At 67.2% G+C, this 20706-nt stretch carries 20 protein-coding genes; 10 read left to right on the top strand and 10 right to left on the bottom strand.

Annotated features, from left to right (window positions below; genetic code table 11):
- Positions 1-229: 229 nt before the first annotated feature.
- Entirely contained in the window at positions 230-1147 is a 918-nt protein-coding gene (locus tag QPK29_RS05210) for a PLP-dependent cysteine synthase family protein (RefSeq protein ID WP_371770316.1), read from the top strand.
- Between the two features lie 23 nt (positions 1148-1170).
- Positions 1171-1710 (top strand): hypothetical protein, encoded by a 540-nt coding sequence (locus tag QPK29_RS05205; protein ID WP_371770317.1) that lies wholly within the window; start codon positions 1171-1173, stop codon positions 1708-1710.
- Here the strand turns inward: QPK29_RS05205 and QPK29_RS05200 are convergent.
- A complete protein-coding gene (locus QPK29_RS05200; protein WP_056132944.1) occupies positions 1689-1955 on the bottom strand; it encodes a cupin domain-containing protein in 267 nt (88 codons plus the stop codon). The genes QPK29_RS05205 and QPK29_RS05200 overlap by 22 nt on opposite strands.
- A 104-nt stretch (positions 1956-2059) precedes the next feature.
- The gene (locus QPK29_RS05195) at positions 2060-3430 is read right to left on the bottom strand and encodes an amino acid permease (RefSeq protein ID WP_371770318.1); all 1371 of its coding nucleotides are present in this window, start codon (positions 3428-3430) and stop codon (positions 2060-2062) included.
- A gap of 9 nt (positions 3431-3439) precedes the next feature.
- Between QPK29_RS05195 and QPK29_RS05190 the strand changes: the two genes are divergently transcribed.
- Positions 3440-6244: an EAL domain-containing protein gene (locus QPK29_RS05190; RefSeq protein ID WP_371770319.1), complete on the top strand. Its 2805-nt coding sequence runs from the start codon at positions 3440-3442 to the stop codon at positions 6242-6244.
- Positions 6245-6371: 127 nt separating this feature from the next.
- Here QPK29_RS05190 and QPK29_RS05185 read toward each other — a convergent pair whose 3' ends face one another.
- The 7 genes from QPK29_RS05185 to hmgA form a co-directional block, all read right to left on the bottom strand.
- Positions 6372-7073, bottom strand: a complete 702-nt coding sequence (locus QPK29_RS05185; RefSeq protein WP_371770320.1) for an MBL fold metallo-hydrolase — start codon at positions 7071-7073, stop codon at positions 6372-6374.
- Complete coding sequence (locus tag QPK29_RS05180) at positions 7074-7544, bottom strand: DUF6691 family protein (protein WP_371770321.1); 471 nt, start codon at positions 7542-7544, stop codon at positions 7074-7076.
- A gap of 21 nt (positions 7545-7565) precedes the next feature.
- Entirely contained in the window at positions 7566-8000 is a 435-nt protein-coding gene (locus QPK29_RS05175) for a YeeE/YedE family protein (protein WP_056132931.1), read from the bottom strand.
- A gap of 2 nt (positions 8001-8002) precedes the next feature.
- On the bottom strand, positions 8003-8323 hold the full coding sequence (locus QPK29_RS05170; RefSeq protein WP_056132926.1) for an ArsR/SmtB family transcription factor: 321 nt from the start codon (positions 8321-8323) through the stop codon (positions 8003-8005).
- Between the two features lie 39 nt (positions 8324-8362).
- The gene (locus tag QPK29_RS05165) at positions 8363-9127 is read right to left on the bottom strand and encodes an OBAP family protein (protein ID WP_371770322.1); all 765 of its coding nucleotides are present in this window, start codon (positions 9125-9127) and stop codon (positions 8363-8365) included.
- 52 nt (positions 9128-9179) lie between these two features.
- Positions 9180-10496 (bottom strand): hemolysin family protein, encoded by a 1317-nt coding sequence (locus tag QPK29_RS05160; protein ID WP_371770323.1) that lies wholly within the window; start codon positions 10494-10496, stop codon positions 9180-9182.
- 190 nt (positions 10497-10686) lie between these two features.
- Positions 10687-11967, bottom strand: coding sequence for a homogentisate 1,2-dioxygenase (gene hmgA / locus QPK29_RS05155; RefSeq protein ID WP_371770393.1), 1281 nt, complete (start codon positions 11965-11967; stop codon positions 10687-10689).
- Between the two features lie 135 nt (positions 11968-12102).
- Here hmgA and QPK29_RS05150 point away from each other — a divergent pair, with 135 nt between their 5' ends.
- The 7 genes from QPK29_RS05150 to QPK29_RS05120 all read left to right on the top strand — a co-directional run bounded on the left by QPK29_RS05150 (position 12103) and on the right by QPK29_RS05120 (position 19878).
- Positions 12103-13008 (top strand): LysR family transcriptional regulator, encoded by a 906-nt coding sequence (locus QPK29_RS05150; protein WP_371770324.1) that lies wholly within the window; start codon positions 12103-12105, stop codon positions 13006-13008.
- A gap of 58 nt (positions 13009-13066) precedes the next feature.
- A complete protein-coding gene (hppD, locus tag QPK29_RS05145; RefSeq protein WP_371765730.1) occupies positions 13067-14146 on the top strand; it encodes a 4-hydroxyphenylpyruvate dioxygenase in 1080 nt (359 codons plus the stop codon).
- Between the two features lie 277 nt (positions 14147-14423).
- A complete protein-coding gene (locus tag QPK29_RS05140; protein WP_371770325.1) occupies positions 14424-15251 on the top strand; it encodes a TorF family putative porin in 828 nt (275 codons plus the stop codon).
- Positions 15252-15266: 15 nt separating this feature from the next.
- Positions 15267-17273 (top strand): methyl-accepting chemotaxis protein, encoded by a 2007-nt coding sequence (locus QPK29_RS05135; protein ID WP_371770326.1) that lies wholly within the window; start codon positions 15267-15269, stop codon positions 17271-17273.
- A 47-nt stretch (positions 17274-17320) separates the two neighbouring features.
- Positions 17321-18739 (top strand): SH3 domain-containing protein, encoded by a 1419-nt coding sequence (locus QPK29_RS05130; RefSeq protein WP_371770327.1) that lies wholly within the window; start codon positions 17321-17323, stop codon positions 18737-18739.
- Positions 18740-18782: 43 nt separating this feature from the next.
- Entirely contained in the window at positions 18783-19145 is a 363-nt protein-coding gene (locus QPK29_RS05125) for a CidA/LrgA family protein (RefSeq protein WP_056132905.1), read from the top strand.
- On the top strand, positions 19138-19878 hold the full coding sequence (locus QPK29_RS05120; RefSeq protein ID WP_056132903.1) for an LrgB family protein: 741 nt from the start codon (positions 19138-19140) through the stop codon (positions 19876-19878). The genes QPK29_RS05125 and QPK29_RS05120 overlap by 8 nt, the downstream gene beginning before the upstream one ends.
- A gap of 103 nt (positions 19879-19981) precedes the next feature.
- On the opposite strand, the gene QPK29_RS05115 is transcribed toward QPK29_RS05120, so the two are convergent.
- Complete coding sequence (locus QPK29_RS05115) at positions 19982-20566, bottom strand: hemerythrin domain-containing protein (protein WP_056132898.1); 585 nt, start codon at positions 20564-20566, stop codon at positions 19982-19984.
- Between the last annotated feature and the right edge of the window lie 140 nt (positions 20567-20706).

The following is a 20706-nucleotide window of genomic DNA, read 5'->3' as shown; positions in this document are numbered from 1 at the left end:
ATCGTTATCAAGAGCAGCGAGCTTAGCAAAGGAACATGTCCTATAAATACACGGATTGTCACGTGGACATGGTATTTGCCCTGACGAACCCCATAGGCCACGCCGGCACGCCGAATGTCTTGCGGGAACGCACCCTACCCGGTTAAGGTAGGGGCCGGTTCAATCCGACGCCACGCGCCGGATTGTTGTGTTAGCCTTTCTCGGCGGCAATCTCACTGAAAGGAGCGGCGTGGAATCCCAAGTCAAATCGTCTGTGATGGACGCGATCGGCAACACGCCCGTCGTCAGGCTGGGGCGCCTGTTCCCCGGCTACGACGTGGTTGCGAAGCTGGAATACATGAATCCGGGCGGCAGCATCAAGGACCGCATGGTCCGGCACATGCTCAGGAGCCTGCCGGCCGGCACCGACCGCGTCGTCGAGAGCTCGTCCGGCAACACGGGCGCCGCGCTCGCGATGGCCAGTGCCGTGCTCGGCCTGCAATGCGACGTGACCGTGCCGCAGACCACGAGCATCGAAAAGATCAAGCGCATCCGCGCCTACGGGGCCGAGGTGCACCTGTGCGCGCCGGACGACGGCGTCGACCCCGCGGCCGGCTACCAGGCCGTGGCGGAGCGCCTCGCGCAGGGCGACAACGTCCACCACCTCGACCAGTACCGCTCCGCGCTGAACCGGGAAGCCCATTACCGCGACACGGGGCCGGAACTGTGGCGCCAGCTCGCGGGCGAGATCGACGTGTTCGTGTGCGGCATCGGCTCGGGCGGGACCATCTCCGGCATCGGCCGCTACCTGAAGGAACAGAAGCGCGACCTCGTCGTGCTCGGCGTGGAGCCCCGCAACTCGGCGTACCGCAAGCTCGTCACGGACACGCCCGCCGACGGGGCGTTCGCCAGCGTCGTCGAAGGCGTGGGCAAACGCCAGCCGTCCAGCAGCTTCGACCCGGCGATCGTCGACGACGTCGTGCAGGTGGCCGACGACGACGCGCTCGACTGGTGCCGCCGGCTGGCGGCGGAGGAGGGCATCCTGGCGGGCGGGTCCAGCGGCTGCGTCACGGCCGGCATCGCCCGGCTGCTGCCGCGCCTCGCCGGCAAGCGTGTGGCGACCGTGTTCCCGGACTCCGGCGTGTACTATCTCTCAAAATACTTTTGACTAGCTGATTACGGATCCGGACCGTGTCCGACCTCCTCGCCCTGCTCGGTGCCCGCATCCCGGCCAACCTGGCGCCGTTCATGCTGGCCAGCGTCACGGCACCCGCCGTGCGCGGGGTGCCGCACGGCCCGGATGTCCTCGCGCGCCGGCTCGGCTGCCCCTGCGGCAGTTGGGAACTGAAATTGCGCACGGCGCGGCGGCGCGAGCGGCGCGGGCTGTTCGGCCGCAAGACGGTCGCGGCGCCCGTCGCGCCCGTGCATGCCGCCTGCCCCGTGTGCGGGCGCGAGGTACTGTTGTTCGATCCGGCGCAGCACGGCTGGCATGGCCGGCATGGCGACGGCGTGCGGCTGCGCGCGGACGACGAGGCGTGGTTCGCCAATGCGGCCGGCGAAGTCGTCGTCGCGTATGCCTACCGCGCGGAAGACGCGTACCGCGCGATGCTGGCCGACGGATGTCCCGACCCGCAGGACTGGTTCGACTGCTTCGCCATCGTGTTCCGCGCGGCCGGCGCGCAGCCCTTGCTGGTCTTGTCCGAAGAGCCCTACCGCCGGCTGGACAGATAGGCCACGCCGTCGGGCCCGTAACTCTCGCGATGCGGCTCGTCGCGGCGCAGGTGGAACACGTCGCCGGGCCGATAGATCTTGATCTCGCCGCCCGCGTGAAGGCGGATCTCGCCTTTCAGGACCAGCGCCTTCGCTTCGAACGGGTGCGCGTGATCGGCCAGCGTGCCGTTCGGCGCGCGCTCGACGAGGACCGGGTCCGCATAACCTTCCGCTTTCAGCGCATCGAGGAATTCCTGTTGTTCCATGCTGGGCTCGCAAGTGTTCGGAGTTCGTGAAGGCGGAGTGTATCACTGGTCCATGTCCACACTCATCCCTGTACGACGTTGCCAGACCGGGCCGGCGCCCGGGATCACGACGTCGCGCGGGCGATGCGCGCGCGCCGGCCCTCGGCCGCGCGGTACCCGATCGCCAGCACGACGAGCCACGCCGGGATCATCCACACCGAGACGCGCAGTTCCGGCGTGGCGTACATGATCGCGACAATCCCCGCGAGATACAGCAGGCACGCCCAGTTCGTGAGCGGATAGAGGGGGCTCGGGAACGCCGTGCGCTCGCCCGCGGCCAGCTTCGCGGCGCGGAAGCGCAGGTGCGACCAGCTGATCATCGCCCAGTTGATCAGCATGCCGGCGACGGCGAGACCCATCAGGAGGCCCAGCGCCTTGCCCGGCACGGCATAGTTGACGCCCACGCACAGCGCGGTGGCGACGGCCGACACGGCCAGCGACGCCAGCGGCACGCCCCGTTCGTTCACGCGCAGCAGCGCGCGCGGCGCGTGGCCCTGCACGGCGAGGCCGTACAGCATGCGGCTGTTCGAGTACACGCAGCTGTTGTAGACGGACAGCGCGGCCGTCAGCACGACGACGTTCAGCACGTGCGCGACGACACCGGCGTCCAGCGCCTTGAAGATCAGCACGAACGGGCTGGCGCCCGGCACGATCTGGTCCCACGGGTACAGCGACAGCAACACGGCCAGCGCGCCGACGTAGAACACGAGGATGCGCCACAGGGTCTGGTTCGTCGCGCGCGGGATCGAGCGGGACGGATCGGCCGCCTCGGCCGCCGTGATGCCGATGACCTCCAGGCCGCCGAACGAGAACATGATGATCGCCATCGACATCACGAGACCCTGGATGCCGTGGGCGAAGAAGCCGCCGTGCGTCCACAGGTTGCTGACGCTGGCCTGCGGTCCGGCCCCGCCGCTCGCGAGCAGGAACACGCCATAGACGATCATCGCGATGATGGCCGCCACCTTGATGACGGAAAACCAGAACTCGCTCTCGCCGAACGCGCGCACGTTGATCAGGCTGATGCCGTTCGCGAGCACGAAGCAGCCCAGCGCCGACACCCACGGCGGCACATTGGGAAACCAGTACTGCACGTAGATGCCGACGGCGGACAGCTCGGCCATGCTGACGAGCACGTACAGCACCCAGTAATTCCAGCCGGAGACGAAGCCGGCGAAGCGGCCGCAGTATTTGTCGGCGAAGTGGCCGAACGAGCCGGCGACCGGTTCGTCGACCATCATCTCGGACAGCTGGCGCATGATCAAAAAGGCGACCAGGCCCGCGACCGCGTAGCCGAGCAGGACGGACGGACCGGCCAGCTTGACGGTTTCCGCGACGCCGAGGAACAGGCCGGTGCCGATGGCGCCGCCGAGGGCCATCAACTGGATGTGCCGGCTCTTGAGGCCGCGGTGGAGTGTCGTGTCGTCGGAAGCCATGGTGTCCGCTTGCTAAAAGACAAGGATTTTAAAGCAAACGGTGGCGGCTGTGACCACACGATCGCGAACTCGTACGCGAATATCGGGGCGGCATTTTGTCGTAAAAAGAGGGACTTGCAAAAACACGGCGGTTCGATCAATCTTGAACCGGACTCGTCACGGGACGGCGGACGTCTTCCCGCCTGTATTTGCAAGCAGCTGATCAGGAATATCATGATTCAACCATCAGACGCCGGATTTTCCGCGCTGTTTCACGCGCATCCGGTACCGATGTGGGTGTATGACCTCGAGACGTTCCGCTTCGTGGCGGTCAATGCCGCGGCCATCGTCCATTACGGTTATTCGGAAGCGGAATTCCTGGCCATGACGCTCCGCGATATCCGTTTGCGGGAAGATCTCGAGCGGCTGGACGACAACCTGCGGCAGCCGCAGGTACCGAGTATCGAGAAGTCCGGCATCTGGCGGCATGTCAGGAAGGACGGCTCTGTCATTCATGTGGAAATCACGTCGCATCCCTTGTGGTTCGGCGAGCGCGCGTGCAGGTTCGTCCTGGCCCACGACGTCACCGAGCGCCTGCTCGCGCAGGACAAGATCATGCGCCTCAGCCGGATCTACGCCGTGTCGAGCGGTGTCAATGCGGCGATCGCCCGGATCCATACGCGTGACGCGCTGTTCGACGAGGTCTGCCGGATCGCGGTGCACGTCGGCGCGTTCAAGACGGCATGGATCGGCGCGTTCGAGCCTGACGTCCTCGAGGGGCGTGTCGTGGCATGGTGCGGCGGCGAACGGCACTACGTCGACCGGGTGCGCTTGACCTTGCGTGCCGACAGTATCGATAGCGCGAGGCCGGCTTGCGTAGCGGCGCGCGAAGCACGGGCAGTGATTTGCAATGACGTCGCGACGGATCCCGGGCTGGCGCCGCTGGCAAGGGACATGCTCGAGGAAGGGCAGCGTGCCGTTGCCGCGTTGCCGCTGGCGCCGGCCGGTCGCGTCGACGCCGTGATGGTGTTCATAGCCGATACCGCCGGGTTCTTCGACGCGGAGGAACTCAAGCTCCTCGATGACCTGGTCGGCGACATCAACTTTGCCTTGCAGTTCATCGACAACAAGGAGCGGCTCAGTTATCTGGCGTATTACGACGTGTTGACCGGACTGCCGAATGCCAGGCTGTTCGAGGACAGGCTTGGACAATTCATCCACTCTGCGCAGGCGGGACAGGATGTCGGCACGATCCTGGTGAATATCGATCGATTCACGCAATTGAACGATGCATTCGGCCGCCACATGGGCGACGCCCTGCTCAAACAGGTCGCACAGCGGCTGGACGAGGCGCTGCCGGGCGGTGTCAGCGTGGCGCGGATCGGCGGCGCCACGTTTGCGATCGCCGTCGCCGAACTGGCGCAGGACGCGGACCTCGAACATATCGTCGATGAGTTCATCCTGGCGACCATCAACCAGCATTTCCGGCTGGGGCCGCACGAAGCACGTGTCCAGGCGCGGGCCGGACTGGCGCTGTTTCCCCGCGATGGCAGCGATGCCGAAACCCTGCTCAAGCATGCGGAAGCGGCGCTGCAGAGTGCCAAGCGCCTGGGCGAACCTTATCTGTATTACTCGCCGGCGATGAACGCCTCCCACGCCGCCAGGCTTGCACTGGAATCGGAGCTGCTGCACGCGCTCGATGCGCAGCAATTTGTCGTGTACTACCAGCCACGGGTCGACCTGGTGAGTGGACGCATCGTCAGCGCGGAAGCCCTGATTCGCTGGCGGCATCCACAGCGCGGGCTGGTGTTTCCCGGCACTTTCATTCCACTCGCGGAAGAGGTTGGACTGATCGAGCCGATCAGCGACTGGGTTCTCGATGCCGTCTGCGCCCAGCAGGCGCGCTGGCTGCAGGGGAAGATCGACGTCGTGCCGGTCGCGGTCAACCTGTCGGCGGCGCAGCTCAGGAACGGAAAATTCGTACAGGACGTGACGGATGCGCTGTCCCGGTACCGGCTGCCGGCCCACCATATCGAATTCGAGCTGACGGAATCGATGGTGATGAATGACGTGGAGCTGGCCGCGGCGAATCTCCAGGCCTTGAAGGCGCTGGGTATCCAGTTGTCCCTGGACGATTTCGGCACCGGGCATTCTTCGCTCGCCCACCTGCAGCGTTTCCCGTTCGACGCCGTCAAGATCGATCGCGCGTTCATCCGCGACGTCAATGCCAATGCCGGGAATGCGGCGATCGCGACGGCGGTCATTGCGATGGCCCACAGCCTGCATTTACGCGTGGTCGCGGAAGGAGTCGAAACGGAAGGGCAACTGCAATTCCTCCGCCGGCACCGTTGCGACGAACTGCAGGGGTTTTACTTCAGCGAGGCGGTGCCGGCCGCGCAATTCGAAACCATGCTCGTCGAAAAACCGCTGCTGACGCTCGGACCACAGGTCGATGAAGATACCCTCCTGATCGTCGACGACGAACCCAACAACCTGTCGACGCTGAGGCGATTGCTGCGGCGCGAGGGATACCGCGTGTTGACGGCGAGCGGAGGGCAGGAGGGTCTCAACCTGCTTGCCTTGAACAAGGTACAGGTCATCATTTCCGACCAGCGCATGCCCAACATGTCGGGGACCCAGTTCATGCGCGTCGTCAGGGAGCTCTATCCGGATACGATACGCATCGTCCTGTCTGGATTTACCGATCTCGCGGCGGTCACGGACAGCGTCAACCAGGGGGAACTCTTCAAGTTCATGACCAAGCCGTGGGACGATGGCGAACTGGTCAGGAATATTCGAGACGCGTTCCGGCTCCACCGGCAACGCAACGGCTAGGGCGCCGGTTTTACTCAACCCCGCCGCAGCGCCGCTTGCTGATCGGTTTCTGCACGCGAACTTGGGCCCCCGCCTGCGCGGGGGCGACGTTATTGCGCGGAGGCGACGTTATTGCGCGGGGGCGGCGTCATACGCCGTGCGGCAGTCCCAGGTTGCGATTCGCCGGCACGGCGATGTCGATCAGCTTCGGCTGCGGCAGGTTCAACCCGTTCATCAGCGTCACGAAATCCTCGCGCGACCGCCCCGACACACGCGCGTTGTGCGCCTTCTCCCAGCCGATGGTCGACGCCGACTGGCCCTTGTAGTCATGCCCCGGCCACACGCGCGTCGCATCCGGCAGCGCGAACAGCTTATGCGTGATGCTGTCGTACAGCGCGGCCGCGCTGCCGCCCTGGAAATCGGTGCGGCCGCAGCCGTCGATCAGCAGCGTGTCGCCCGTGAACACGTTGCCGCGCCAGACGTAGCACATGCTGCCCGCCGTGTGGCCGGGCGTGTGGATCACGACGATCGTCTCGCCGGCGCCGAAGCGGACGATGTCGCCGTCCTGCAGCTGCACTTCGGCGGGCGGGATGCCGCAGCCGCTCGGCACGGCGGCGCGGGCGCCCGTCAGCTGGCGCAGGCGGCCGGCGGAGGTCACGTGGTCGGCGTGGGCGTGCGTCTCGAGGATGTATTCGAGGCGCAGGCCCAGGCGCTTCAGGTGGGCGAGGTCGCGCTCGACGTGCTGGTCGACGGGGTCGATGATGACCGCGGCGTCACTGCCGGGCGCGGCGAGGATGTACGTGAAGGTCGACGACACGGCGTCGAACAACTGGATCGGATTGTTGTGCATTCATTCTCCCGAAGGGCCGGCCGCGGCGCGGGTACCGCCGCGTTGGGCCTCGATGCCGGCGCGGATACGCTCGGCCACTTCGAATATTGCCATGCCGGCCACCATCGCCGCAACGAACAGGAGGGTGGAGCGTCCGCCGACGGCCAGCGCCGTCAGAGCCGGACCGGGGCAATAACCGACAAGGCCCCAACCGACGCCAAACGTGATGCTGCCCAGGACGAGGGGCGCGTCGATGCGGCCCGCGCCCGGTACGCGGATCTGGCTCCCGAACAGCGGCCGCACGCGCGTGCGCGCGAACCGGAAGGCGAGGGCGGCGACGAGGATGGCCCCGAGCATCACGAACAGCAACGACGGGTCCCAGGCGCCGGTCACGTCGAGGAAGGCGAGCACCTTGGCGGGATTGCTCATGCCGGACAGGATCAGGCCCCCGCCGAACAGCAGGCCGGCGAGGAAGGCGGTAACGAGGTTCATGACTTGGTTCCTTGTAATGCCTCAGCGCCCGAGCACGTGGCGCACGATGAAGACGGTGACGAAACCGGCCGCAAGGAAGCAGGCCGTGGCCAGCAGCGAGCGGGGCGACAGGCGCGCGATGCCGCACACGCCGTGGCCGCTCGTGCAGCCGTTGCCGAAGCGGGTGCCGATCCCCACGAGCAGGCCGCCCACGGCGAGCAGCGCCGGGGAATGGTCGATCTGCGCCGGCGGCATCGCGCGCATGCTCAGCCACACGAGCGGCGCGACGAACAGGCCGAGAATAAACGTGACGCGCCACGCAATATCGCCGCGGGTCGGGCGCAGCAGGCCGCCGAGGATGCCGCTGATGCCGGCGACCCGGCCATTGGCCAGCAGGAGCAGGGCCGTGGCCAGGCCGATGAGAATGCCGCCCGCGAGCGATGCCCACGGGGTGAAATGGAGCAAGTCGATTTGCATGATCAGTCCTCCTTCGGACAATACAGTTGGTACAACAACTGCAGCACGGCCAGCGCTTCCGGGCTCGCCACGCTGTAGAAAATCTGCTTGCCGTCGCGCCGCGTGGCGACGAGGCCCTCCTGGCGCAGCACGGCCAGTTGCTGCGACAGCGTGGGTTGGCGGATGTCGAGCGCCGCTTCCAGCGCGCCGACGGGCTGCTCGCCCTGCGCGAGCTGGCACAGCAGCAGCAGGCGGTCCGGATTCGCGAGCGCTTTCAGCAGGCCGCCGGCCTGGGCCGCGGCGACGCGCATGGCGTCCGGCGGGAGAGTCGTGACGGTGTCCATGCGGTCATTCTATAAAACTACAATCTATAACTCAATAGATTATTTGCTCGGCGGCTGGGGCTGGCTGTCGACGACGCCCGGCATGTCCTGCGTCTGGCGCGGGAACTTGCCCTTCAGCGCGTCGACGCCGCCCTGCGGATGCGCGAGGGCCTTCAGGTCGGCGCGCGACTTGCGCCGGTCTCCGGTGTGGATCTTCATACGGGTATCGCGCTCCTCGAGCATGTTGGGCAGCAGCTCGCCGTCCCGGTTGAACGACCACGCGAGCATCGGCGCGCCCAGCGGCAGGGCGTCGCCGGGCTTGCCGTTGGCGCCCGTGTTCCACACATGCCACGTCTTGCCGTAGCTGTTCATCTTCTTCTTCATCAGCGCGTGCTCGGCCGCCTCGGGCAGGCCGGGCGCGATCAGCTGGCCACCGAGGATCTCGCCGTTGTGCGGATGCCAGTACTGACGCTCGTCCGGCGGCAGCCTGCCGTACAGCTTTTCCGAGATGATGTATTCGATGCCGTTCAGGTTGGCCGTGCGCGTATTGCCGTCGAACAGGGCGCATTGCGCAAAGTCCTCGTTGACCTGGCGGCAGAAGTGGTGGGCCTCGACCTGCATCTCCGGATGGTCCTTCATCGGATGAAAGCCGTTCAGGTAGATGTCGAACCCGGCCAGCGGCGCATTGCCCTGCAAGAGTTTCGCGCCCGCTTCGAGCGCGCGCGTGTCGCCGGCCTTCGGGGCGCCGGCCGGTTGCGGATGCTGCCCGGCGGCAGCGGCGGAGATCAGGCAGCCGGTCAGGCCGGCCACGGTACGCAGCTTCATTTGAACCTCCCTGGTGGATAGATCGCGAAACAGGCCGCCGGTTCCGTCCGAATCAGGTGCGCGCCAGCGGCCCAGGCAGCCGCAAAGCCAGCAGCCGGTCGATGCGGTTGCCGTCCATGTCGACGACTTCGAACCGCCAGCCTTCCCAGTCCAGCCGGTCGCCCGCGCGGGGGATCACGGCGAGCTGGTACAGCATGAAGCCGGCCAGCGTGTGGTAGGCGCCGCTGTCCTCGTCGGGAAAGTCGATGTCGGCGCCCGTGAGGTAGCGGAAACGATCGAGCACCATGCCACCGTCGACGTACCAGCTGCCGTCGTCGCGCCGGACGGCGTCCGGCTGGCCGTGGTCGCTCGACGGCGTGACGTCGCCCACGAGCGCGCTCATCACGTCGGTCAGCGTGATCATGCCCTGGATGTCGCCGTATTCGTCCACGATCATCGCCAGCTCGGCGCGGTGCTGCTTCAGTTGTTCCAGCAGGTCGATGGCGCTGCTCGATTCGGGCAGGTACAGGATCGTCTCCAGGGCGGCCTCGATGTCGATGCCGGCCAGCGACTGCGTGCGGATCGCCTGGCCGAACAGGTTGCGCGCACGCACGATGCCGAGCACCTGGGAGCGGTCGCCGCGGTACACGGGGAAGCGGCTGTACGGCGATTCCGCGATGCGCGCGAGGTTGCGTTCCAGCGGCTGGTCGAGGTCGAGGAATTCCAGGTCGACCCGCGGCGTCATCAGCGCGCGCAGGTGCCAGTCGTCGAGCCGCAGGGCGCGCGCGGCGATGTCGTACTCCGCCTTCTCGAACACGCCCGCGTCCGCGCTTTCCTTGATCATGCCCGTGACGTCTTCCTCGGTCGGCGTCTCGTCCTTGTGGTGGTGCATGCCGAGCAGGCGCATGATCCCGTCCGTCGTCAGCGCGAGCAGCCGCACGAACGGATGCGCGAGACGGGCCATGAATTGCAGCGGGCGCGCGATCATGGCCGCCATCGTTTCCGGATACAGGATCGCGATGCGCTTGGGCACCAGCTCGCCCAGCACGATGGAAAAGAACGTGATGCCGGCCACGACGATCGCGAGCGCGACGAGCCGTGCATGCCCGTCCGGCACGCCCATGCCGGCGAGCGCCGGCGTCAGGCGCGCCGTCAGCGACGCTTCGCCGAACGCGCCGTTGAAGATGCCGATGAGGGTGATGCCCACCTGCACGGTGGAGAGGAAGCGGCTCGGATCGTCATGCAAGTCGAGCGCGGTACCGGCGCCGCGCCGGCCTTCGTCGGCCATCTTTTCCAGGCGCAGGCGCTTGGCGGACACCACGGCGAGCTCCGACATGGAGAACACGCCGTTGAGCAGGATGAGGGCGAGGATGATGACGATGTCGACCATGCGGGTCCCGGGTGAGATGACGGATTAATCATCGCACGAGGGAATTGAAGAAGGTCGCACAGAAGCGAGCGTCGTTCCCGTGGAAACGGGAACCCATGCTGAGCAACCGAAGTTGGACATGCAGACTTGGTGAACACACTGCAGAATTCTGCGACCTAGCATGGATTCCCGCTTTCGCGGGAACGACGGGTTATCGCTTTGCCGGATTGAAATGTTTCGCAATCCCCGCCCAGCAGTCCTGGTAATTGCCCTGCAACTGGGGCGACTGCAGCGCATACGGCGTCGCCACGAGCGGATGACGCGTCTCGAACATGAACGCCATCGTGTCCGTGACCTTGTGCGGCCGGCTCGTGTCCGCGCTGCTCGCCTTGTCGAACGTGGCCGCATCCGGACCGTGCCCGCTCATGCAGTTGTGCAGGCTCGCGCCGCCGGGGACGAAACCTTCCGCCTTCGCATCGTAGGCGCCGTGCACGAGGCCCATGAATTCGCTGGCGACATTGCGGTGGAACCAGGGCGGGCGGAATGTGTCCTCGCCAGCCAGCCAGCGTGGCGGAAAGATCACGAAGTCCAGCGTGTCGACGCCCGGCGTGTCGGAGGGCGCCTGCAGCACGAGGAAGATCGACGGGTCCGGATGGTCGTAGCTGATCGAGCCGATCGTGTTGAAGTGGCGCAGGTCGTATTTATACGGCGCATAATTGCCGTGCCAGGCGACGACGTCCAGCGGCGAATGGCCGATGCCGGCGCGCCACAGGTGGCCGCCGAATTTCGCGACGAGCTCGAAATCGCCTTCGACGTCTTCGTAGCGGGCGACCGGCGTCAGGAAATCGCGCGGATTGGCGAGGCCGTTCGAGCCGATCGGGCCGAGGTCCGGCAGGCGCAGCAGGGCGCCGAAGTTTTCGCAGACATAGCCCCGTGCCTCGCCGTCCGGCAGGTCGATCGCAAAACGCACGCCGCGCGGGATGACGGCGATTTCCTGCGGCTCGACGTCGACCAGGCCGAACTCCGTGGCGATGGCGAGGCGCCCCTGCTGCGGCACGACCAGCAGCTCGCCGTCGGCCGAATAGAAATAACGCCCGCGCATCGAGCGGTTCGCGGCGTACAGGTAGATCGCGCAGCCGGACATGGCGGCCGGCGCGCCGTTGCCCGCCATCGTCACGAGGCCGTCGACGAAGTCGGTCGGCGCGTCCGGCATCGGCAGCGGGCTCCAGCGCATCTGGTTCGGCGACGCCGCCACGCCGTCGAAGCCGGCGGCGATGCGGCCATTGCCCATCGCCTCGAACGGCCCGTGCATCGCGGCCGGGCGGATGCGGTACAGCCACGAGCGGCGGTTGTGGCTGCGCGGCGCCGTGAAAGCCGTGCCAGACAATTGTTCCGCGTACAGGCCATAAGCAACGCGCTGCGGCGAATTGCGGTGCGCCGGCAGGGCGCCGGGCAGGGCCTCCGTCGCGAATTCGTTGGCGAAGCCGGACATGTAGCGGTCGGTTGAAGCAGTCAAGGGTGTCTCCGGATGCGTGGCGTTTATGACACTGTAAGGGAGTGCGGCCAGTTTTACGAGATGAATACAAAAATGTAGACTATTCAGATCATCAATAAGACTATCGAGCGCATGATCGAACCCTCTAGCATCGACCTGAATCTGTTATCGGTATTTCAGGAGGTCTACCGCGAACGCCAGATCTCGGCCGCCGCAAGGCGTCTGGGCCTGACGCAATCGGCCGTGAGCAATGCGCTGGCCCGACTGCGGCGCACGTTCGGCGACGAGCTGTTCGTACGCACGGCGTACGGCATGCAGCCCACGCCGCTCGCGCAGCAGATGGCCGAGCCGATCGGCGCCGCGATGGCCCAGGTGGCACTGGCCCTGTCGCAGCGCAGCCGCTTCGACCCGGCCACGAGCGCCCGCCGCTTCACGCTGGCGATGACGGACGTGGGCGAGGTGTATTTCATGCCGGTCCTGATCGAGCGTTGCCGCACGGTCGCGCCGAACGTGGAGATCGCGTCGCTGCGGGCGAACGGGCTGACCCTGAAGGACGATATGGAGACGGGCAGGGTGGACCTGGCGATCGGCGCGTTCGAGGACGTATCGGAAGCGCTGTACCACCGCGCGCTGTTCCGCCAGCCATTCGTGAGCATGTTCCGCAAGGACCATCCGCTGGCGAAGGGCAAGGTGGACCTGGAACGGTTCGTCGCGGCGCCGCATCTGATCGTCGATGCGGCCCAGAGTCCTTACGACCGCATCAATGGATTGCTGGAAAAGGCCGGGGTGACGGCCGGGGCCCGGTTCCGGGTGCCGCATTTCACCGCGGTACCGTACATCGTCAGCACGAGCGAGCTGGTGGTGACGGTGCCGCAAAAACTGGCCGAAAGCGCGGCAAGCCCGTTCGGCCTGAAGTGGATCGAGCCGCCGCTCGCCCTGCCGGCGTTGCAGACCAACGTCTTCTGGCACCGGCGCTTCAACCACGATCCCGGCATCCAGTGGCTGCGGGGTTTGATCGCCGACGTGTTCGCGGAATGAGGGGCGAACGCGCCGGTAGGCGCGAATATTTTAATGCTAATCGATAGAGGAATAGACAATGGCCGACCTGTTTGACAATCCGATGGGGCTGATGGGCTTCGAGTTCGTGGAATTCGCGTCGCCCACCCCGGGCGTGCTGGAGCCCGTGTTCGAAGCGCTGGGTTTCACCAAAGTGGCCGTGCACCGCTCGAAGGACGTCGTGCTGTACCGCCAGGGCGACATCAACTTCATCGTCAACAACGAGCCGAAGAGCGCCGCCTATTACTTCGCGGCCGAGCACGGCCCGTCGGCCTGCGGCATGGCCTTCCGCGTCCAGAACGCCCATAAAGCCTACGCGCGCGCGCTCGAGCTGGGCGCGCAGCCGCTGGACATCCCGACCGGCCCGATGGAGCTGCGCCTGCCCGCCATCAAGGGCATTGGCGGCGCGCCGCTGTACCTGATCGACCGCTTCGAAGACGGCAAGTCCATCTACGACATCGACTTCGAATGGATCGAAGGCACGGAACGCCACCCGGCCGGCCACGGCCTCAAGCTCATCGACCACCTCACGCACAACGTCTACCGCGGCCGGATGAGCTACTGGGCCGGCTTCTACGAGAAGCTGTTCAACTTCCGCGAGATCCGCTACTTCGACATCAAGGGCGAGTACACGGGCCTGACGTCGAAGGCGATGACGGCGCCGGACGGCATGATCCGCATCCCGCTGAACGAGGAAGGCAAGGCGGGCGGCGGCCAGATCGAGGAATTCCTGCTCAAGTACAACGGCGAAGGCATCCAGCACATCGCGCTGCTCACGGACGATATCTTCTCCACCGTCGATGGCCTGCGCGCCGCGGGCGTGCCGCTGATGACCGCGCCGCCGGCGACGTATTACGAGATGCTGGAAACCCGCCTGCCCGGCCATGGCCAGGACGTCGAGGCGCTGAAGGCCCGAGGCCTGCTGGTCGACGGCACGACCGAAGGGGGCACGCAACGCTTGTTGCTGCAGATCTTCTCGGAGACGCAGCTGGGTCCCGTGTTCTTCGAATTCATCCAGCGCAAGGGCGACGAGGGCTTCGGCGAAGGTAACTTCAAGGCGTTGTTCGAGTCGATCGAGCGCGATCAGTTGCGCCGTGGGGCGCTGAAGACCGCGGCATAACGCCCGCCACTGCCAGGCAGGCGTCCCGCGCCTGCCTGTTTGCAAGCTTTCCTCATGTTTTCAGGGTGTTAAGCGTTTTTGCGAACACCTGTGCGCTTCATTTCCAGACAAATATCGGACTGTTGCGCGCATGTCTCATTCTCGGGTTTCCCACAAATATTCCGGCTGATTTGTAACCAAAAGCCACAGAGTCGGCACTAGAATTTCCGTACGGCATCAATGCCTACCGATATTCAACAACGGCGACGACCGCCGACCACAACCGACTCCCGAGATCATGAGCACCCGACACCGCCCGGCCGCGCTGCCGACCCGTCGCCTTGCCCCGTTGTCCTTCCTGCTGCTGGCCGCCGCGTCGTGCGCGCACGCCGGCGAATCCGCCGCGCCGCTGACGGCGGAAGTGCCCGCCGACGACCCGCTGAGCGCCACCGTCTCCGTCAGCTCGCAGTACGTCTCGCGCGGCATCCGCCAGACGTGGGGCGGGCCGGCCGCGATGGCCAGCGTCGACTATGCACATCCGAGCGGCTGGTCGGCCGGCACGTCCGTCATCAACGTCAGCGACAAGTTCATCGAAAGCGGCACCGTCGAATGGGACCTGTACGGCGGCTACAGCGGCAGCGCGGGCGCCGTCGGCTGGTCCGCGATGGTGTACTGGTACAAATACCCGGGCGCGCGCATCAGCGCGACGAACACGTCGTTCGACTACGGCGAACTGTCGGCCGGCGTGATCTGGAAATCGCTGTACGCCCGCTACAACTACACGTTCAGCCGCGACTTCTTCGGCATCGCGAATGCCCGCGGCACCGGCTACCTGGACGTCGGCGCCGACCAGGCGCTGACCAGGTCGCTGACCCTGAACCTGCACGCCGGCGACGGCCGCGTGGCCGGCAGCGGCAACGGCATCTGGGACTGGCGCGACCTGAAGGCCGGCCTGACGCACAAGCTCGAAGACGGCTGGACCGTCGCCCTGAACTACACCCGCGCCATCGGTGGCACCGGCATCTACAACAGCTACACGACGGGCGTGCCGCGCCCCGACGGCCGCCTGGCCGTGGCGAACGTCGCGCGCCGCGCCGTCGTGCTGTCGCTGACCCGCAAATTCTGAAATCGAGGAAAAACAATGCGTCGCAACCCCCTGTCGTCTCTCTCGCTGACCGCGAAGATCTGCGCGACGGCCACCACGCTCGTCGTGCTGAGCCTCGCGGTCACGTCGGCCGTCATCGCCGTGCGCAGCAGCGGCACCGCCGAGGACGCGAGCATGCACCAGGCCCGCACGTCCGCGCGCGAAGCCGCCGCCGCCGTGCAGGCGCAGATCGGTACCAAGCTGGGCGCCGTCACCAACCTTGCCGCCGGCACGAGCGCGCTGCGCGAAGCGGACATCGCGCCGTCGCGGCCGCAGGTCGGCGCCATGACGCAAGGCATGCTGCGCAGCTTTGGCGACCTGATCGGCGGTGCCGTCACGTTCGAACCGGACGCGCTGGACGGCAAGGACGCCGACTTCGCGGGCAAGGCGCCGGAATATGACGCGACCGGCCGCTACATGCCGTACTACACGCGCAACCCGGACGGCACGCTGCACGTGGAACCGATCGTGTTCCCGACCACCCCGGGCGCGAACGACTGGTACGACATCCCCAAGGCCACGCGCAAGGTGTTCTTCACCGAGCCGTATGCGTATGCCGTCAACGGCAAGGACATCATGATGGCGTCGCTGGTCGCGCCGATCCTCGTCAAGGGCGAGTTCCGCGGCGTGGCCAGCGCCGACTTCCAGCTGATGCACCTGGGCGAGATCCTCGGCAAGATCAAGGTCATCGACGGCGGCCGCCTGGCGCTCGTATCGAACGGCGGCCTGTATGCGAGCCATCCGGATGCGACCAGGAACGGCAAGAAAGCCGACGACCTGCCGCCCGCCGCGCTGGCGGCCGTGCGCGCCGGCGAGACCTATGAATATATCGACGCAGCCGGCATCGTGCACCTGCTGCAGCCGCTGCGCCTTCACCCGGACCTCGCGCCGTGGGCCGTCAAGCTGTCGTTCCCGCACGCCGTCGCCACGGCCAGCGCGCGCCAGTTGATGGGATATTCGCTGTTCGCGTCGCTGGTCTGCGCCGTCGTGGCGGCCATCGTGATGGTCACCGTGCAGCGCCGCCTGACCCGTCCGCTGCGCGTCCTCGGCGCCACCATGACGGACCTCGCCAGCGGCGACGCCGACCTGAACGCCCGCCTGGACGCGAAGGGCACCGACGAACTGGCACGGATCGCCGCCGGTTTCAACGGCTTCGTCACCAAGATCCAGGAAGTGCTGGTGCAGGTGCGCGCGAGCGCCGGCAGCGTCGCGGCCGCGAGCGTCGAGATCAGCCAGGGCAATATGGACCTGTCCGGCCGCACCGAGCAGCAGGCCGGCGCGCTGGAAGAGACGGCGGCATCGATGGAGCAGCTGACGTCGACCGTCAGGCAGAACGCCGACAATGCGCGCCAGGCCAACCAGCTTGCTTGTTCCGCGTCGGAGACGGCCCGCCGCGGCGGCGCCGTCGTGGCGGAAGTGGTGGAGACGATGGCCGCGATCGACACCGCGTCGCGCAAGGTCGTCGACATCATCGGCGTGATCGACAGCATCGCGTTCCAGACCAATATCCTCGCGCTCAATGCGGCCGTCGAGGCGGCACGTGCGGGCGAGCAGGGACGCGGCTTCGCCGTCGTCGCCTCGGAAGTGCGGGGGCTGGCCCAGCGCAGCGCGGCCGCCGCGAAGGAGATCAAGGCCCTGATCGGCGATGCGTCCGGCAAGGTGGAAGCGGGCAGCGCGCTCGTGCGGGACGCGGGCCGCACGATGGACGACGTCGTGTCCAGCGTGCGCCGCGTGAGCGACATCGTGGCCGAGATCTCGGCCGCCAGCGCGGAGCAGAGCACGGGCATCGGCCAGGTCAACCAGGCCATCGTGCAGATGGACGGCACGACGCAGCAGAACGCCGCGCTCGTCGAAGAGGCGGCCGCCGCGGCGGACAGCCTGCAGCGGCAGGCCGACCTGCTGGTCGCGCTGGTGGGCCAGTTCAAGCTCGAGGGCGCGGCGCCGGCGCCGGTGCGTCCGGCCGTCTCCACGCGGGCCCCGCTGAAGGCGCTGGCCGCCGCGTAAACTTCGGGCTGGGCTACACTGCCGGATCCACGATCCGGAGGAGACCCATGCATACGAAAGCAGCGCACAACGCCGCACGTCATCTTCTGGCCGCCATCGCCTGCGGCCTCGCCATCCCGGGCGGCGCCGCCGCGGCCCAGCCGGCCATGTCAAAAGCCGGTATCCCCGCCTTCGACGAGGCGATGCTGGCCCCGGACTACTGGATCGGGCGGCTGCCTGCGCCCGACGCCGTGTTGCTGGACGCGCCCGCGACCGCCGCGCAGCGGGCCGCCGCGTACGCGCCCGGCGGCGGCTTCGTCGACGTCCGCAAGCTGCCCGCGACCCTCACGCGCGACCAGGTGCTCGACTGGATCCGCGGCGCGCAACAGCAGACACCCGTCAAGCTCGCGGTCGACGACGCCGGCCATCCCGTCGGGCCGGACACCTTGCAAGTCCTCCGTGACGCCACGGCCGCCGGCCAGGTTGCGGCGACGGCGCCGGCCCGCTACGGCCTCGCGGTGCGCCGCGCGGCGCTGCGCACCTACCCGAGCGACCGCGTGTTCTACGCGAGCCTCGACCAACCCGATTTCGAAAGCCTCACGGCCGGCACCCTGTTCCCGGGCGAGCCCGCGCTCGTCGCGCACATGAGCGCGGACGGCCGCTGGCTGCTCGTGGTGACGACGCAGGGCCCGGCGTGGGTGCGCGCGGACGACATCGCGATCGGCACGGCGGATGCGGTGTTCGGTTACGCGGCGCTGCCGCCTGGCCGCGTGGTCACGGGCGACCATGTGGTCACGGTCCACACGCGCGAGCTGCCTGCCTTGTCGCAGCTGGACCTCGACATGGGCGTGGCCCTGCCGCGCGCCGACGTGCCGCCCGACCAGCCGGTCAACGGCGCCAGTCCGTACGCATCGTGGCCCGTGCGGCTGCCAGTGCGCCAGGCCGACGGTTCGCTCGCGATCCGGCCGGCGCTGATCCGCCGCAGCGCCGACACCGCGCCGGGCTATCTGCCGCTCACGCGCGCGAACATCATCCGGCAGTCGTTCAAGCTGCTCGGCGAGCGTTACGGGTGGGGCCACCAGTTCGACGCGCGCGATTGCAGCGGCCTGGTCGCGGAAGCCTACCGCAGCATGGGCCTGCTGTTGCAGCACAGCTCCGGCCTGCAAGGGACGTCGACGGCGCTGAAGCATCGCGTGTTCACGGCGGCGGACACCCACGCGGCGCGTGTAAGAGCGGTGCGGGAGGCGGAGGTGGGCGACCTCGTCGTCGTGCCGGGCCACGTGCTGATGATCATCGGCCACGTGAACGGCGAGCCGTATGTGATCCAGGACGTGCCGTATGCCGTCTTCAAGGATCCGGCGACCGGTGCGTTGCGCAGGACGAAGCTGAACCAGGTGTCGGTCACGCCGCTGCTGCCGCTGTACGCCGACGACGAGAAGACGTATGTGGATGCGATGACGAGCCTCGTGCAGCCGACGCGGCGCTGAGCCGGATGCTATCCTTCGGGGAACCCACATCGAAGGAGGTCGCTTGCTGATCGCGTTTGCCGTACTGCTCGTTTTCCAGTGCCTGGGAGAGGGGCTCGTTTTCCTGCTCCGGCTCCCGGTCCCGGGGCCCGTGGCCGGCATGCTGCTGTTGCTGGTGGCGCTCGTCGCGTTCCCGCGCCTGCACGAGATCGTGGAGGCGGGCGCGAACGAGCTGCTGCGCCATCTGTCGCTGCTGTTCGTGCCGGCGGGCGTGGGCATCATCGTCGCCGCGGCGAGCGGCAGCGGGCACTGGCTCGCGATCTGCGCGGCCGTCGTCGGCAGCACCCTGCTGACGCTGGCCGTGACGGCGCTCGTGCTGCGCGCGCTCACGCCCGCCCACAAGAACGGGGAGGGAAGCGATGTTTAATTTCGAGGAATTCACCCACTTCTGGGTCTATTTGTCCGCGTCGCCGCTGCTGGGCCTCACCGTTACCCTGTGCGCCTACGTGTTCGCGCAATGGGTCTATGCGCGCTGCGGTTTTTCGCCGCTCGCCAATCCCGTCGCCATCGCGATCGCCCTCGTGAGCCTCGTGCTGGCGGCCAGCGGCATGTCGTACCAGCGTTATTTCGCCGGAGCGCAGTTCGTCCACTTCCTGCTCGGTCCCGCCACGGTCGCCCTGGCCGTGCCGCTCGCGCGCCAGATGCCGCGGCTGCGCCGCAGCCTGTTCCCGCTCGCGTGCGCGCTGGTGTCCGGGTGCGTGACGGCCATCGTCAGCGCGGTCGGCATCGCCGTGCTGATGGGCGCCTCGCCCGAGCTGGCGCGCTCGCTGGGTCCGAAGTCGGCGACGACGCCCATCGCGATGGCCGTGTCCGAGCACCTCGGGGGCGTGCCGGCGCTGACGGCCGTCCTCGTGATCGGCACGGGCATCTTCGGCGCGGTGACGGCGCGCTTCCTGATGAACGCCCTGCGCATCGATTCGCATGCGGCGCGCGGCCTCGCGCTGGGTGTCGCGTCACACGGCATCGGGACGGCGCGGGCGTTCCAGGTCAGCCCGGAGATGGGCGCGTACGCGGGCCTCGGCATGGGGATCAACGGCGTGTTGACGGCGTTGCTGGCGCCTTGGCTCGTGCCCTTGCTGCTGCGCTGGATGGGTCAGTAAACGAAGAAGCCCGCAACCACGCGCGGACGCGATTGCGGGCGAGGCAGGCGCGCGGACGCCATGCCGGGGGAGCGCAGGCGGCTTGCGCCGCTGCGGAAAAGGGTCAGGCGTGCGTCGGCTTGCGGGTAAAGGCGCGGGCCGCGAACAGGGCGCTGGCCACGCCGACGACGATCGCGGCCGTGCTGCCCGAGAAGCCGACGGCCGTGTTGGCCGCGATCTTGCCGGCCTTCGGCGTCACCAGTTCCAGGCGGCGCTTCGTCATCTGCGCGCCCAGCTCGGACAGGCGGTCCTTGCTCAGCGTCTGCTCGGCTTCCGGCAGCAGCACGGTTTCCTCGTCGGCCACGTGGTGCTGCACGTCGCGCATCAGTTCGAACACGAGTTCGTCGTGGCGCGGCGACTTCGGATCCGTGCGGCGCAGCTCCGCAATGACGGCGCGCATCTCGTCATGTTCCGGCTCGCTTTTGTCCATGACCTTCTGGTCGTGGGCGCGCGGGCGCATGACGGGATAGAAGATTTCCTCTTCCAGGGTCGCGTGGATTTCCAGCGCGTCGCAGATCGTTTCCGCCAGCGCCTTCTTGACGCTGGGGCGCTTGTCGCGGGTGTACTGGTGGAACGTGACCATCACGTGCGAGTGATCGAAGCGGATCATGTCGGTGATGGAAGGACTCAGTTTATTCAGGGAAAACATGATCGTCTCCTGTTAGCGTGGGGTAGCGATAGATCCATGTTAGTGCCGACGCTAGAGCTGTCGCGTAGGAGGGCGCCGCACGGTCTTGTCGGCCGAGGACGCATGGGCCGTCCGGCCCGGACTGGCAAGCACGCGACTGT

The organism is Massilia orientalis (assembly GCF_030411975.2).
Classification (GTDB): Bacteria; Pseudomonadota; Gammaproteobacteria; order Burkholderiales; family Burkholderiaceae_D; genus Telluria; species Telluria orientalis.
The sequence above is the reverse complement of the archived record's forward strand: the minus strand, read 5'-3'. Positions and strand labels throughout refer to the sequence as shown.

Bases quoted from the DNA above. Each gene is read 5' to 3' on its own strand.
- QPK29_RS05115 (WP_056132898.1), bottom strand. From the start codon at position 20,566: ATGTTTTCCCTGAATAAACTGAGTCCTTCCATCACCGACATGATCCGC.
- QPK29_RS05175 (WP_056132931.1), bottom strand. From the start codon at position 8,000: ATGCAAATCGACTTGCTCCATTTCACCCCGTGGGCATCGCTCGCGGGC.
- QPK29_RS05160 (WP_371770323.1), bottom strand. From the start codon at position 10,496: ATGGTCGACATCGTCATCATCCTCGCCCTCATCCTGCTCAACGGCGTG.
- QPK29_RS05195 (WP_371770318.1), bottom strand. From the start codon at position 3,430: ATGGCTTCCGACGACACGACACTCCACCGCGGCCTCAAGAGCCGGCAC.
- QPK29_RS05150 (WP_371770324.1), top strand. From the start codon at position 12,103: ATGATCGAACCCTCTAGCATCGACCTGAATCTGTTATCGGTATTTCAG.
- QPK29_RS05140 (WP_371770325.1), top strand. From the start codon at position 14,424: ATGAGCACCCGACACCGCCCGGCCGCGCTGCCGACCCGTCGCCTTGCC.
- hppD (WP_371765730.1), top strand. From the start codon at position 13,067: ATGGCCGACCTGTTTGACAATCCGATGGGGCTGATGGGCTTCGAGTTC.
- QPK29_RS05135 (WP_371770326.1), top strand. From the start codon at position 15,267: ATGCGTCGCAACCCCCTGTCGTCTCTCTCGCTGACCGCGAAGATCTGC.
- QPK29_RS05170 (WP_056132926.1), bottom strand. From the start codon at position 8,323: ATGGACACCGTCACGACTCTCCCGCCGGACGCCATGCGCGTCGCCGCG.
- hmgA (WP_371770393.1), bottom strand. From the start codon at position 11,967: ATGTCCGGCTTCGCCAACGAATTCGCGACGGAGGCCCTGCCCGGCGCC.
- QPK29_RS05130 (WP_371770327.1), top strand. From the start codon at position 17,321: ATGCATACGAAAGCAGCGCACAACGCCGCACGTCATCTTCTGGCCGCC.
- QPK29_RS05200 (WP_056132944.1), bottom strand. From the start codon at position 1,955: ATGGAACAACAGGAATTCCTCGATGCGCTGAAAGCGGAAGGTTATGCG.
- QPK29_RS05180 (WP_371770321.1), bottom strand. From the start codon at position 7,544: ATGAACCTCGTTACCGCCTTCCTCGCCGGCCTGCTGTTCGGCGGGGGC.
- QPK29_RS05185 (WP_371770320.1), bottom strand. From the start codon at position 7,073: ATGCACAACAATCCGATCCAGTTGTTCGACGCCGTGTCGTCGACCTTC.
- QPK29_RS05120 (WP_056132903.1), top strand. From the start codon at position 19,138: ATGTTTAATTTCGAGGAATTCACCCACTTCTGGGTCTATTTGTCCGCG.
- QPK29_RS05165 (WP_371770322.1), bottom strand. From the start codon at position 9,127: ATGAAGCTGCGTACCGTGGCCGGCCTGACCGGCTGCCTGATCTCCGCC.